7 protein-coding genes are annotated in these 14,520 nt (G+C 56.9%); 2 read left to right on the top strand and 5 right to left on the bottom strand.

The features are described from left to right. Window positions 1-110: 110 nt before the first annotated feature. On the top strand, window positions 111-3,650 hold the full coding sequence (locus QA646_RS27130) for an AAA domain-containing protein (RefSeq protein ID WP_283060861.1): 3,540 nt from the start codon (window positions 111-113) through the stop codon (window positions 3,648-3,650). Continuing rightward, on the top strand, window positions 3,634-5,409 hold the full coding sequence (locus QA646_RS27125; protein ID WP_283060860.1) for a phospholipase D-like domain-containing protein: 1,776 nt from the start codon (window positions 3,634-3,636) through the stop codon (window positions 5,407-5,409). Before QA646_RS27130 ends, QA646_RS27125 begins: the two co-directional genes overlap by 17 nt. A 148-nt stretch (window positions 5,410-5,557) precedes the next feature. On the opposite strand, the gene QA646_RS27120 is transcribed toward QA646_RS27125, so the two are convergent. The 5 genes from QA646_RS27120 to QA646_RS27100 all read right to left on the bottom strand — a co-directional run bounded on the left by QA646_RS27120 (window position 5,558) and on the right by QA646_RS27100 (window position 14,482). Next, on the bottom strand, window positions 5,558-5,854 hold the full coding sequence (locus QA646_RS27120; protein WP_283060517.1) for a hypothetical protein: 297 nt from the start codon (window positions 5,852-5,854) through the stop codon (window positions 5,558-5,560). After that, window positions 5,854-7,479, bottom strand: coding sequence for an IS66 family transposase (locus tag QA646_RS27115; RefSeq protein ID WP_104826329.1), 1,626 nt, complete (start codon window positions 7,477-7,479; stop codon window positions 5,854-5,856). Before QA646_RS27115 ends, QA646_RS27120 begins: the two co-directional genes overlap by 1 nt. 63 nt (window positions 7,480-7,542) lie before the next feature. Further along, window positions 7,543-7,890, bottom strand: coding sequence for an IS66 family insertion sequence element accessory protein TnpB (gene tnpB, locus QA646_RS27110; RefSeq protein WP_104826328.1), 348 nt, complete (start codon window positions 7,888-7,890; stop codon window positions 7,543-7,545). Then, window positions 7,887-8,267, bottom strand: coding sequence for a transposase (locus QA646_RS27105; protein ID WP_145677531.1), 381 nt, complete (start codon window positions 8,265-8,267; stop codon window positions 7,887-7,889). Before QA646_RS27105 ends, tnpB begins: the two co-directional genes overlap by 4 nt. A 95-nt stretch (window positions 8,268-8,362) precedes the next feature. Then, window positions 8,363-14,482 (bottom strand): hypothetical protein, encoded by a 6,120-nt coding sequence (locus tag QA646_RS27100; protein WP_283060859.1) that lies wholly within the window; start codon window positions 14,480-14,482, stop codon window positions 8,363-8,365. Window positions 14,483-14,520: the final 38 nt, after the last annotated feature.

Genomic DNA, 14,520 nt, shown 5'->3' with positions numbered 1-14,520 from the left:
ATGTTCCAACATAGCTCTGCCGCAACTTCTTGGGGAAATTTCGATGCAGAGGATTTACTATAAGCGCTTCTGTGGCAGTCTTCGACCATTACCAAAAAGAATAAGCTCTGATGAACACCAAACGTAGCAAAAAACCGAATTTTCTCAGCGGCTATCAAATGGCAGAGGATACCCTGCTTGAGCCAGATAGATCGACTGGTCGGCCAGGCATTTGGCCGGGTGTGGATGAAGACGGTCGCAATATCCTGATTAAGTTTTGGCCCGCTCAATCGGCCCGTATCGACCGTGATCTTGAGGAGATATGGAGGAGTGAAATCCGACAACTCCATACGCTCGGCGCGTTACCTGAGGCAAACGATCTAATTGTGCGCATGGTGGCAAATGGGCGCGATAACTCCGGCTTTTATCTAGTCCTTGATGCTGGAGAAGGCGTACCGCTAGCAGTCGCATACCGGCGTAAGACTTTGCCGAAGCTGCTAGCTACAAACAGGACACCGCAAACCCGCGCGGTGCTGTGGCAAAATTTCCGCCGTGTCATCAGAGGCCTGGATTTACTTCACTCGCAGGGAGCTATTCACAGAAACATTGATCCTTGGTCAGTCATCTCAAATTTCTCGGCGGAACCGGATTTTCGATTGACCGGCTTTGAGTGGTCTATGCGGATAGCCGAGACTACTACTGATAAGAAAGGGGTGCGGGAGGCTCCACGTAGGCGGCCAGCTGCTTCTTTCGCCGGCGACTGGTATGACCTTGCGCTAGTCATAGCCCAGACCCTCGACATTCCTGCAGAGCGGTTGGCGGACATGAACCTTGTTCCGTCCTCCGTGGCGGATCACGCCTCCACTCTAGAGGTTCGCTTACTCCGTACGATGTTGGGGCTTCTCCACATCGATCGCCTAGATGGCGAGCAACTGCTGGGACGTGTGGAGGAAATAATAAATTTCTACGGATCTGAGGCCGCCGGAAAGGACGCGAAATTCCATATTGCGTTGCGCCTTGGCGAAAATTCAAAGTTAACGAGGAAGATCCGCGCCGCGAGCAACTATACCATCGAAAACGCAGAGCTGGCAGAACAGATTGAATTCTTTTTCAACGACATATCCCAGAACGCGAGTTTCATTGCCTGCAAAAGCGAAGTCGGAGACAACCTAACGTACTATCTGTGCGGCGAGCACCTTAACTACCGCCTGAAGCCTTATCGAACCCCTGGCTCCGACGATGAAACTTGGGATTTCGCCACCTGCGATGATGCCGACGCCGAACCCCCGCTCTCTTGGTTGCTGGAGAGTTCTATCGACATTGCACAAACCCAAGTCGACCTTTGGGAATGGCGCGAAGCCGCCAAACTCTTCCCCACTATGCGCGGAAAAATCGCGTCATGGCAGACTCTGATCCGGCAGGGTCAACAAACGGCGACGTCTAAGTCGCCGGTTGAGCAAGTTCATCAGGCGATGTGTTTGTTGCTCTTGCTTGAACTCGCATATGCCGCCGCAGACATTTTCCCTGTTATGGTCATGCCGGCAAAGACCGGACAAAGCACTGGCGACGTATATAGGATCTCAGCCTCGGACCTAATGGACTCCGAAAGACTTGAACTTTCTGAGGCACTGAAGCTCGACCCTCCGGCAGTTCGCTTGAAAAAGCTCTTTGAAGCAGACGAATTCAAGGAAGAAGGTGCATGGGCGCTACTTGAGGCCGGGGAACTTGGTGACCGAACGGGCTCGACGAACTGGCGGATCGCTGAGCTTCCCTCGCAATCGACCGGTGGATGGTTTAGTCTGGAAGGATTCCAGGCACCTCAGGTCACCGGCCGCGCTTATCTCACACCCTCAGATACTGCGGGCACGATTGTCCAGCTAAAACGTCGATTGAAGGCCTTGTCAGCGCTATTCCGCCACAAGGAGCTCCTCGAAATGCTTGCGGATCCGCGCGGCCGGATTGAAAACAGTCAAGACCCTCTCGATACCAGTAGCCCCGAGTTCAAGGAGCTGGACAGTTCGAAACAAAAGGCACTTATCGAGATATTGGCGACGATACCGATGTTCTTGTTACAGGGGCCGCCGGGTGTTGGTAAGACCTATCTCACTGCGGATATTGTCCGCCGACGCTTCGCGGATGACCCAACAAGTCGCCTACTACTCTCGGCACAGAGCAACTCTGCGTTGGACCATCTACTAGGTGAAATCCATGGGCTATTCGCCGGCATCGATGACGGTCCATTGATTGTCAGAGCCAGATCTTCAGATGGCGTCCGGTCCGACGGGGATGTGGAAGTAGATGTGCAAGCCGACAGACGGATATCCGATTTGGCAGATAGTCCGTTGCTCACAGAAGGTTCCGCCTCGGTTCAGGAGCGAGTAAGATCGCTCGTAGGGGACGTCAATCACGATACGTCGAACCTACGCTCTCGTCCAGCACGCCGTACAAAAACTTCGGCTGACAGGCGCGCTTTGGAAAGCATGATACTGAGATCCGCAAACCTTGTCTTTGCCACGACGAATTCCGCAGCCATCGAAACATTGATTGAAGAACGCGGTTACTTTGACTGGACGATCATCGAGGAAGCGGGCAAGGCGACAGGCACCGAGCTGATTTCTCCCCTACTGCTTTCGTATCGTAGGCTTATGATTGGAGACCATAAGCAGTTGCCGCCCTTCGATACGGATCGAATCACAAAGTTGCTGCGGGTTCCGTCCGATGTCCAGAAAGCAGTCGCAGCCTCCAGCGTCCTCATTTCCCGCTATATGCGCGACGCTCTCTTAGACGATGCCATTGAAGAAATAGAAAGCGGCGTGGATAGCCTTGGGCGAGCGTGTGCCGATGCATTGGAATATCTCAAGCTCTTCGGCACGTTCGTTGAACGTGATTTCAAACGGACGGCAGAGCGGCCATCGCTCCGACCTATCGCGAGACGCCTGAACGAGCAGCACCGCATGCATCCTGCCATTGCCCGCATCGTTTCAAAATGCTTCTACGATGACGAACTAACCACGTTCCCCGCTACTGAAGCGAAATTTGCAGGTACACCCGTGGTTCGTTTCGATGGTGACATCCTGCAGGGCAAGCCGATCACGTTCATCAACATGCCCTATTCGCGCAAGGCACCCTTGGGCACAGATTACAGCGAAAGTCGTCCGATTTGGTCAAACCATGAGGAAATTGAAGCCGTTGCTCGGGTTTTGCGCCTGCTTCGTCCCGGTACCGAAAAACAACCTTCGCTCGCGGTCCTGTCGCCATACCGCGCCCAGGTGAAGCTATTGAAAAAGACCTTGAGCGATCGCTTGGGCGAGCGTCTCAGTAACATAAAGACGTTCAAACCCGCGGTCACCGAAGATGAATATTGTGGCACCGTCGACTCGTTCCAGGGCGGAGAAGCGGATTGCGTTGTGATATCGCTGGTCCGCAACAACATGCATACAAATCCGCAAAAGGCACTTGGCTTTCTTACAAAAAGCGAACGAATGAACGTGCTTCTTAGCCGCGCGCGCTGGAAGCTCGTGATCGTTGGAAGCTTAGAGTTTTACAAGCATGTAATCGAAAACTCTCCTGTCGACATGGACGAAATGAAGTTTTTCAGGAAATTTTATGATGCTCTCTTGAGTGGATCGGCTCGCGACGAGGTTGAGGTGATTGATGTCGCAAAAGTCTGAAGACACCACGTCGGTTACGATCCACATAGTCTTTCCAGTATTGCGAGGAAAGCGCCGTTTCAAAATAGAGCGAGGACGGCGTTGGAGCGTAATCGAGCATCTCTTGCTTCAGGCGGTGTGCCGCACATCCAGATCGGCTGCCGAGCTAGCCAAGGAATCGCTGCTTCCAAGGCGAGTGGTCGTTGAAGCTCTTACGCGATTGATGAGAGCCGGTTGGGTAGAAATCCGCACGGACGGGACAGGTGTTACTTTCCACGCAACCGCCAACGGCCTTGTTTCCGCGTGGAAGGAAGACTTGCCGTCGGCCACTGCTCTCGAGGCAAAGTGGCGCAGCTTTTTCATCGACGACAATAGCGGAAGCGTTTTCCGCGTCCGGGATATTACCACACGTCGTAGGCAGGATTTGCCTCAGACGACAGACGAACAGTATGTATACGAGATCCCCAGGAAAGGCATCGACGTCGAAGATCTAAACGAGATTTTCAATGCAATACAGGGACAAGATGAATTCATTGTGGGCGTATACCCGAATTCGTCTCGGTTGGTGCAGAGCTTCGGCCTGATAACGATTCGTAACGACAGCATCGAGGGAATGCCTCGCAAAGCATCTCCCGCCTTCATCAAGCTGGTGAACTCCGCATTTACCGAAGCTCGCAAAGAAGTCGAGCAGAAAGTGGGAAATCGAGCCGCACTACCTGCAGCACCCGTGATAGCCGAGCCGATCAAGACCGCGCCGAAAACGGCAAGCTTCGATCAGAGTGACCTAATTTATGACGGAAAACGTCATCTTGAAATGCTTGAGGCTACGTTCAAGGGTGCAAGAGAAAGGGTGATCGTCCACTCTACATTCATAACAGAAAACGCAGGCGATCGTTTGAAACTCATTCTGGCCGCAGCGGGCCGTGGCGTGCGAGTCGACATATTCTGGGGCCAAGACGAGCAAGAGGGCGGCAAAAACTCCAGTCAAAACGCAATTGAATATTTAAAGAAGGAATTGGCTGGGACCGGCAAGCGTGATCTGGTCCGTATCCATCCATTCACAACATCGTCGCATGCAAAATTCCTGATCGCCGACGATCGGACCAATGGTTGGGTCGGTTTGTTGGGGTCGTGCAATTGGATGGCATCCTCATTTGAGAGTTTTGACGCCTCTGTTCGTCTGCGCGACTATGGTCTGTTGGCGGAACTTACCAACGCGTTGTCGATTATGTCCCATTCGCGGCTCGGTATCTGGACCGACACCTCTCAAGACTTGGCGACATTGAGTAGAAGAATTGCCGCCTTGCCGGAAAGAGGTGGGCGTAAAGCTCGGATGCAATTGCTTTATACGGGCGACCACAGCGAGATCCCGATGATCGCTAGCAGGGAAGCTCGGGAGCGAATTTTTGTGACGAGCCACCAACTTGGTATTGCGGGAAAAGCCGTGACAATCTTTCCCTTGTTGTCAGCGCTCACTGAGAAAAAATTGAGCGTGGTTACCTATTACAGCAAGACTGCAGGGAAATTGAGCGGGCTCGACGCGGCAGCAATCACACGCGAGTACGCACAGCAGGGTTTCAACGTTACCCCAATTAGTAAGCCGAGGATCCACGCCAAAGTCCTTGGTTGGGATAACGACCACTTGACCATTTCCAGCTTCAACTGGCTGTCCGTGGATCCAAATGAGCAAAAGCCCATGCGGGAGCTCGGCGTGCAGATTGAGAGCAACCGTATAGCTGAAAATTTCATTCGGACACTAGAGAATGCCAAACTTGCTTAGCGTAGCCGAATAGTTCTCTGGTGTCTGCTGCCGCACCGGCAAAAGCTCGCGCACGCCGCCAATCACACCCGAACACGCGGGTAGCCAGTTGGTTTGTCTAGCGCGTTCTCAATTCGAGAAGAGCGGGAAAGATGTAACGGCCCGATTGCTACCGCGGGGAATATGGCTTGACGCGTGCGGCGATCTCTTCGTCGAGGACAAAGCAACCGAGGAACTCCTGCCATTTTTCGGCTGACCGACGCGCCTCAGTCAGCATCTGCCTAAGTTCGTCGATGCCATCGTCTGTCAGAGCGGGTGTGCTCTCGTCATCTCCGGTCACGACGCTGATGATATTCCCATAGGTCAGGTTGTCATCATTGCTGATGATCTCCCTGAGGAGGTCGACGTCCTCATCGAGGATTTCGGCGACATAGTCGATGGTGAAGACGAAGCTGACCGTTGCCATCAAGCGGCCTCGGCGCAGATGATTGCCGCTGTCGGCTTCCAGTTCCATGGAAGCAGCTCCGCGAGGCGATTGATCTTGTGATCCTGAATGCGGTCGAGCACATCAGCCAGATAGGCCTGCGGATCAAGGCCATTCATCTTGGCGGTTTCGATAATCGTCATGGCCCGCGCCAGGGTTTCTGCTCCAGTGTCGGCACCCGCGAAGAGCCAGTTTCGTCTTCCAACGCCGATAGGACGCAACGCCCGCTCGGCGGCGTTGTTATCGATTGCGACACGGCCATCTTCCAGGAACAGGCAGAATGAAGACCACCTGCTCAAGCCGTACCGGAAAGCGCCCGCCAGATCGCTCTTGCCGGGGATACGGGTCAGTTGCGCTTCGGCCCAGACGCGGAATGCTTCGACCTTTGCCTTGCTGTGCTTCTGGCGCGCGGCAAGACGGATATCGGCAGACTTGCCTGCAATGCCGCGCTCGATGTCGTAAAGCGCGCCGATACGGTCGAGAGCCTCGCGGGCAATCTCGGATTTGTTCGAGGTCCAGATATCGTGGAAGTCGCGCCGCCAATGCGCCCAACATGAAGCCTCCCGGAAGCGGCGTTTCCCGTCCGTTCCGGCCTCATATAACTTCGCATAGCCTTTGTAGCCATCGGCCTGAAGGATGCCGCTCGCCTCCTTGAGGTGACGGTGAACGTGCTCTTCCTTCCAGTCGGGAGCAAAATAATAGACCGCACCGGGCGGAGCTATGCCCGCCCATGGGCGCTGGTCCCGGACATAGGTCCAGAGCCTGCCCTTCTTCACCCCTTTCCCCAGCCCCTTGTCGCGTAGAGAACGATCCAGAACCCGGATCGGCGTGTCGTCGGCGTGGAGAAGGTCGCTGCTCATGATCGCGGCTTCGATCAACTCGATCAGCGGCAGGAGCACCTGCATGGCGCGGCCACACCAATCGACCAACGTGCTGTCGGGGATATCAACGCCCATGCGGGCGAAGATTTCGTTCAGGCGATAGAGCGGCAAGTGGTCGTCGAACTTCGAGACCAGGATATAGGCCAGAAGACCAGCGCCCGCCATGCTGCCCGATATCGGACGGCTGGGCGCGGGCAACTGCACCATCTTCTCGCAGCAGCGGCAGGACTTCTTCAGCCGGGCGATCTCGATGACCTTCATCTGTGCGGCGATCATGTCGAGGATTTTGCTGACGTCTTCGCCGACAAGCCGCAGTTCGCCACCACAAGCGGGGCAGCACGTTCCGGGATCAAGTTCCCTGCGCTCGCGAGCGGCCTTGTCCGACACGCGCGGACGGCGGCGCATGGTCTTTTCAGGCATGCTTTCCTCAGGCGCGGCAGGCTCCGTTTCTTCGTCCTCGGCGAGTGGCTCGCTGCTGCCTTCCGAAGCGGCAATCATCAGGTCCTCGAGCGCCAGTTCCAACTGCTGGATTTCCCGCTCGATCTTTTCCGACGACTTGCCGAAGCCATGTTTCTTCAGCCTGGCGATGCGCAGCCGCAGGGACTGGATCAACTGATCATGCGCCTGCAAGGTCGCAGACATCTTCGCGTTCTTCGCCTCAAGCGAGGCGATCATCGCCTTCAGGAAGGCCGGATCATCGGGAAGATTTTGGCTCGCGTTTGACATGAACCTGACTACCACAGGTCAGGGTCAATATCCATAAAAACACGCAAATTCAGTGAGATAAAGTCAACCGACACGGGCCGGAGGAACGCCCCAGTCGGGCCGTCGCCAATCAATCCCTTCCCACAGCATTGCCAGTTGAGCAGACGTCAACCGGGCTGCTCCATCTGCTGCCAAGGGCCATGGAAACCGCCCTTTCTGCAAGATTTTGTAATAAAGGCAGAACCCCTGGCCGTCAAAATACAATAGCTTCAAACGGTCGCCCCGCTTGCCCCGAAACGCGAAGACCGCACCTCCCGTCGGCTTCTGGCGCAGCACATCCTGGGCAAGAGCAGCCAGCCCCTCTATCCCCTTGCGCATGTCCGTGACACCGCAGGCGATATAAACCCGAACACCTGTCCCAGGCCCGATCATGCCGCCTCGATTGCCCGGATCAGGCGCTTCAGTGCAACCACATCAACATCGCCACTGAAGCGAAGGCTTCGTCCGCAGCGCAGTTGCAATTCCATCATTGCAGGCAAAACCTGCATGCCATCAAAAGCCCGAGCCTCTTTGCTGTCCCCTGCCGGCGGCATGTCCAGCGGCAGAAACACCGTCGTCGACGGCGGCGACAGCAGGCCCTTCTTCCGCAATTCACGCCGCCAGGTGTAAACCTGCTGCCGCGTGACCGAATACCGGCGCGCCACCTCTGTCACCGACGCGCCGTCGACGCCTACCGACAGCACGACCTCCAGCTTGCTCTCATCACTCCAACGTCGGCGACGTTCATCGCCGAGAATTTCCACGCGCATCGCAGGTCTCGCCTAAAGCACGTCGCTAACGACGTCGTTATAGACGGGTCATAAACAAGTAAGCCGATCTCCGACAGGCGGCCACAATCGGGCGGTTACGGAAAGATCGCCTCGGCGGCTGTTGCGACGTCGACGTGCTGCGAGATGCCGTCCAGGCAATTGATCGCGGCTCTCAACGCCGCCGGCCAGGCGTCGGCAATGGCGACGATATTTTTGGCGAGCAAACCGCAGATTTCCGTGTGCGGACGTTTGTTGACAGCTGAATACACGTAAACTGCGTTGAACAACGCGACAGCGGCCTTGCTCGCCTCGTTATCTTCGGTCAAGCCCACGCGGGCGCGAGCCCATTTCCGCGCACAGTCCTCGGCAAGGCCTGCAAGCCAGATCTCGAATCCGGCGAGATCTCGCAGTCGTGCGAAGACCCGGGCGAGTGCGTCCGTGACAGCAAGGAAGACATGATCATCCAGGACTGGTGATTGTGCCAGCGTTGCCATGAGACGCTCGCGCAACGAAGTCATCAGATCGTCATTGACGCGATCAAGGTCGACGATAACCAAGACGAGGGAAGCAATAAAACCCACCTCTGCCTCCCTGCTCTCCTCAAGGATGCTGGTCATCAGCGCATTCTGGTCCCGATGCCGCAACGGGTGATCCGGCCCCATCCAATCGGCAGTCATCATGGCAGGGATCGGATCGACCGAAATCCAAAATGGGGCGTCATGGGCTTCAGGCGTCGCGACCATCACATCGGGTACTGGCGTCCAATGATGATCTCCGGTTTGTCCAATTGTCGCCTTCAACCATTCAGGAACCTGAAGCCCTGTAGAAAGAAGCGTGGATACGGCCTTTGCCAGGAGTAGATGACCTGTCAGGTGAATGGAGCTTTGGCGCAACCAGTCGTCCCAGACCTCCTCGTACTTGAAGTCGAAAATCATCGGCCGTGTGCGCGCCGACAGCCATCGTCCAAATTCATGAGGATCGATCCCCGATCCCGCCACAACACGCGCCAGCTGATCGACATGCAGCCAGACGAGGCAGAACGCGAGTTGCGGCGGGAGGGCCCGCCATGCAGGATCTTTGACCGCTTGCCGCGCGCCATGTCGCAGCAAACGTACGACGAGCTTGGCGTGGGTCAGCGAAAGACCCCAGTCAAGACCGGGTTCGTCGGTGCCGACCGGCTTGCCGGCTGATGCCGTGGCAAGTAGCCAAACGAGCGACGTATTGATCGATTCCCACCGTGGCGCCCACGGTTCTTGCCCGGCATGCGAGACCTCAGCCTCGAATTCGAGAAGAAGGTCGCGGTCAAACGTGTAGGGGATAGCTGACACACGGTAGATCGCCTGCTCGATGCCAACGGCCGGGCAAAGCGCCTTGATGGCCGCAGCGACAAGCTCGGTGGCCGAGCCCCGGAATTCCCTTGAAACGCCAAGATAATCGAAAAGATGGTCAGGCGACGGAAGATCGAAGTCAGCCAGGTCGACCGAACCGGTCTTTGACAGCCGTTCCCACAACAACTGCTTTGCGCGTCGAAAGTCAGAGCGCAGCCGCTCATGAAAATCGTCGACGCGCAGCTCGACATTCTCGTTGCCTGCGAGATCGGCCAGATAGGCCGGCGTGATCGGCCGTCCGACCGGCCCCTCTTCCCCGATCGTCTGCAACAATTTTGCGCGAATGGCCGTGTCGGGATGAACCAGCCCCATTGTACTCGCATGAATCGGGACCCGGCGCTTTCCGATCACCAGCGTACCAACTGGCAGGCCATCAGCATTTGTGTCCAGCTCAAGCTTCGCCTTCTTCCGCGAATTATGCAGGGCGAGCTCACAGCGCGTGAGCCCTTCGGTAATACAACGCCGTAGTGTTTCCTCCAGAACCTTGACACTGAGCTGAAGATTGCCCTCTACCGTCAGCAACATCACCATGACGATCGACAGTTGCTCTTTCAAATTGCCGCGACTGGTGATCCGTTCTTCCCAGTCGTCCGGCAACAAATCCAGAAAATGGCGGGCCGACCGCGTCAACTGCATCTTGAGTGCCTGGGCGACGTCGATTTCCAGTCCTTCGGGGATCTCGACCAAGCGCGATAGCATCGAGGCGACGGTGTCGGCTGTCAGGTCAGCCGTTTCGGGATCGGCTTTTGCAAGCGGGCCGATAACCGAATTAATGGTCCAGTTGAGCAGCCCTGCGTAACGCTCCTTTCTAAGTTTTCTGCGATCGAGATCGGTATGGATCGGCACCATCAGCATCTGTGCTGCGTTCAAGGCCGACACCGACCGTCGTCCCTCGGGATCGGGAGCTCCAACCGGCGCCGGCAGATGCGTCAGGCGCAGGTTTGACCAGACCCAGGTTGAGCGCGCAGTGAGTTCAGCGTCGGAACCTTTGCCGTCCAACCACAACCGCTTGATAAGCTTGCTGGAGAGCGAAGACAGATCGATCGTTCGGCGCACTTCTCCGACAATCCGACCCTGGTTATCGGCCTGATGGCTCTGATCGACATAACGAAGGTGCTGCAACTCGTTGGCGAACCAACGCCGCAGATCGCCAAGCGGTCCATTTTCCACGATTGCGCCGTCAACGACCGGCGCCGCTTCGATGATGGCCGCGATTTCGTCGTGATCGATCGGAAGGCAAAGGTAGCCCCATTGACGAAGGGATGTCCAGATACTGGCGTAGCGTGGCTTGTCGATGAGGCCCCGGTCCCGCAGGACCGAAAGAATTTCGGGCAGCGTCAAAAGGCGTTTGATAGGCTGGCGCGAGATGGTTCGGTCTTCGATCCACAGAAAGTGATCAAAGGTGGCATGGTCTTTCGGCAAGGCTTCGACCAGGCAGCGCGCATGCGAGGGAAGCATAGCCGATCGCTCGTTCTCTCGAACCGTCCTGTCTGGGGTAATCGTCGTCCATCTTGACGTGGCAAGCCTTGTCGCGACGACCTGGGTCAGTCCACGCAGCTTCAACTTGATCTCCGCTTCGTCCTCAGCAAAATCCAGCTGACGCAACATATGATCGACCGTTTTTTGTTCGGCCATCAAGGAGATAGACCTGGCAAGCGGTTCGAGGACGCCTACCTGAGCGAAGGCGATGATGGCGTCCTGACCAAGCGCAAGTTCTGCGATCGGCTGGCGGGGTGTCTCGGCGGAGATTTCAAGCTGAGCGGAGATGCTTTCGAGCTGAGATCGGTCGATATGGCCGGTTTGAAACGCGCGATCGAGAATAAACGCGACGCGGTGCAAGTCGTCGCCCTCGATCCCGCCCCTGACGACCGACAATTCGGGAACGCCGGAGGGTATCGTCTTGACTACAACGACGGAGCTGTCGCCGCGAGCAACGGCTCTTACGCCATCGGCGATGACCTTTGATACATCGTGAAATTGTGTCTCTAGCAGAACAAGGGCTTCTGGAAGAGACACGGGAACCTGGATCGAGAATACGTCGTCGAGCTCGTCAATGATGCCCACCCTCTCGGCCATCAGCAGTCCACTAAGGTCGAGACGCAAGATGGGGTGCTCGCCGGGCGGGATGCGCAGGTCGGGCCGTTCGGTGCCGGACCGCAACATCATCGGGATCGGATCTCCGGCGCGGTGACGGCGTGCCGTTTTGCTGGCCAGGAAAAGCGATACAAAATCCTTGCCGTCGTTTCGCATGGCAGCGGCTGCAGGGATCGTGCCGTGTAGCCATTGATCAAGCAGCGCGCGATATCCGTTTGCCTGTTCCTCGAGCATCGCCAGCAGCTCCTCAACAGTATCAAAGCTTCTGAAACTGGCCTTCTTTTCGGGATCGCTGACGAGCTTGCGGATCATCTCCTGTTGCAGCGATGCGATACCAAGGTTGCTCGAAAGCTCAAGCACCACATTTTCGAGATCGGTTGGCACATCGTAGCTGCCAAGACCCTCCAGCGCGCGACGCGCGACATCGGGCGCATGGCTTTGCAGGGCAATCGCGAGCTGAACTGCTTTGCGTTTGTCTATGATGCCGCTGTCGAGGGCAAGTTCGGCCTGCTCCTTGACCCGATCGAGCGCGCCGATCCGCAGATAGGCTTCCAGAAGCTCCTCACGCAATTCCGGGTCTTCCCGATCTCGAAGCTGTTCTTGAATATCGTCTATCAGCGCATGGTGATTACCAAGTGCCTTCCAGGCACGGATGCGGACGTAGGAAAGCCGGCGCGTATTATCCATCCCCTGTGCGAGGGCCCGATTGAGGATATCGATGGACGCGCGCGCATCGTTGTTGTTGAGCGCTGCCACGGACGCTAGCTCGATCGCACGTGCGGTCAATAGCTTGGAAAGCGCTGGTCGAAGCTGATCGACAAGATCGAAAGCACCGCGGGACGCAAGGAAATCGGCACCTGCGAGGAGGTTTTCGACTTCGGACGGGTGTTTCGAGATGTAGCTATAGACCGATGCGACATTGTTCGTGGCAAGGCTGTCACGGAGGCTTTGAGCAAAGGTCGTGCCCTCGCCGCCACCGTCGTTTGCTCCGAACTGTTGGCGCCAGGCGTCGAAGAAGGCACTTGCTTCAGGAAAAATCGCAGCAAACTTGTCGATCTGTTCAACACCCTTGTCCGGGCTTGTCCGTCCTGCCGCCATCATGGCGAGAACCACAACATGGCTCGGCGTGGCCTTGCCGGTGCGTATGGCATCGGCGAAGGTCTTTCTGATCCTGCCGTGCTTCAGAGGCAAACCGTGCAGAAGGCTCCAGGCAATGACCGAAGGGTCGATATCGGCCTTGGCAAGCAGGGAACGCGCATATTGTCGGCCGCGATCTCGGGTGTCCTCGTTGAGGAGGAGTACGGCAAGACGCCAGACCTCGATGTCTCGCTTGAAGTCCCCCTCGACGGTCTCGTGCAGACGGGCAAAATCATCCGCCGCCTGGAGAAGCAGGTTTCGAGCGTCTGGCGTCGACAGAACGAGCGAGCGGCCGATCGGGTTAGGGACACTGCCGAACTGAGGCGATGCGCCATCGACAAGAGCGCAGGCCATGCGCACCACCCCGCGGGCAAACAAGGCCATGGCGGAATCAGGTTCCTTGGCGGTGGCCGAGCCGACAAGATTAAGCGCCTCGGCACGTTTTCCACCGCTTAACAGGGTTGCCAGGGCCCGCAGCCGAAGCACCTCGGAGCTGGCATCGTCGCCTGTCAGCGGCGCGAGCATATCAAGCGCTTCTTGCGCCTGCCCCTCTTCGATCAGCAGCGCGCCGGCCAATTCCCGCTCACGCCTGTTTTCCGGTGACGTCAAATAGGAAAGTGCCTTGCGCCCATCGTCACGAGACCGAATGAGGAATGCCCGCGCCACCCGATCGGGCGGAAAGGCATACGCGTCAGCCTCATCGAGGAGGCGTTCTGCGGTCTCGATGTCGCCTTCACCAAGAACAACCATCGCAACGGCACGCAGCCCCTTAGCTCGCGTTTCGGGACTGGCGCCATTCCATTTGACCATGTCCGATTGCGCGTCAGCCAACCAGTCTTTGACGGCCGATCGCTTCCCACGGCGCAGCTTGGCAATTGCCTCTTCGAGGTTGCGAGACAATGCGTCATTGAGAGGCCCCTGGTATGTGGCTTCGATCTGCGCAAAAACGGCCATCTGAGAGTTCGTGGGACCACTCACGCTAAAAGGTACCGCCGCTACCGGCGTCGTTGGGTCACGATCGGCGGACAATGCCTTGACCCACGCCTCGTTGAAATATCGGTCGATGAGCCGCGGATCTTTCCTCAAAAGCTCTGAAATCTCGACCGAGTCCCACAGGCGGAAACGAATGCCTTGCGCGCGCAGCTGAGCTGCCAATTCGCGGGCGGCGTCGTTCATATCGTCATCATTGGCCTCAACACTGACAGCGATGATGAATTCCTTGACGCCCTTGCCTTTCCAGTGGCCCTCGAGATGTTTGGTGAAATCTTCGATCCAGGCGCGGAATTCCCATGCGGGAATGTGCTTGTAGCACTTGGCCGAAACGACGGTCACCGGATTCTGGAGATCGTCGAATCCCTCGACGTCGACGCCGAACTGTTCCTGGCCCGTCCGTCGTTTCAAAGCGATGCGGTAGTCTGGATAGACCTGCCGCATGATGTCTCGGCACAGTTCTTCGAACTTCCGGCTGCCGATGTCGACGAGGGGAAGGACCGGGTGGCGATGAACCGAAGGTGGCGTGATCGTTTCAGCCGGAGGAGTGTCGTAGCGCCGGGGAGATTGCTCCGCTTTGGGGCGCCTTTGATGTTGTTTGGTCATGGCTCTGCTCTGATTCGCGCCATTATCCCACGAGAAGA

This window comes from Rhizobium sp. CB3090 (genome assembly GCF_029714285.1).
Taxonomy (GTDB): Bacteria; Pseudomonadota; Alphaproteobacteria; order Rhizobiales; family Rhizobiaceae; genus Rhizobium.
This window is presented reverse-complemented; position numbering and strand designations above follow the sequence as displayed.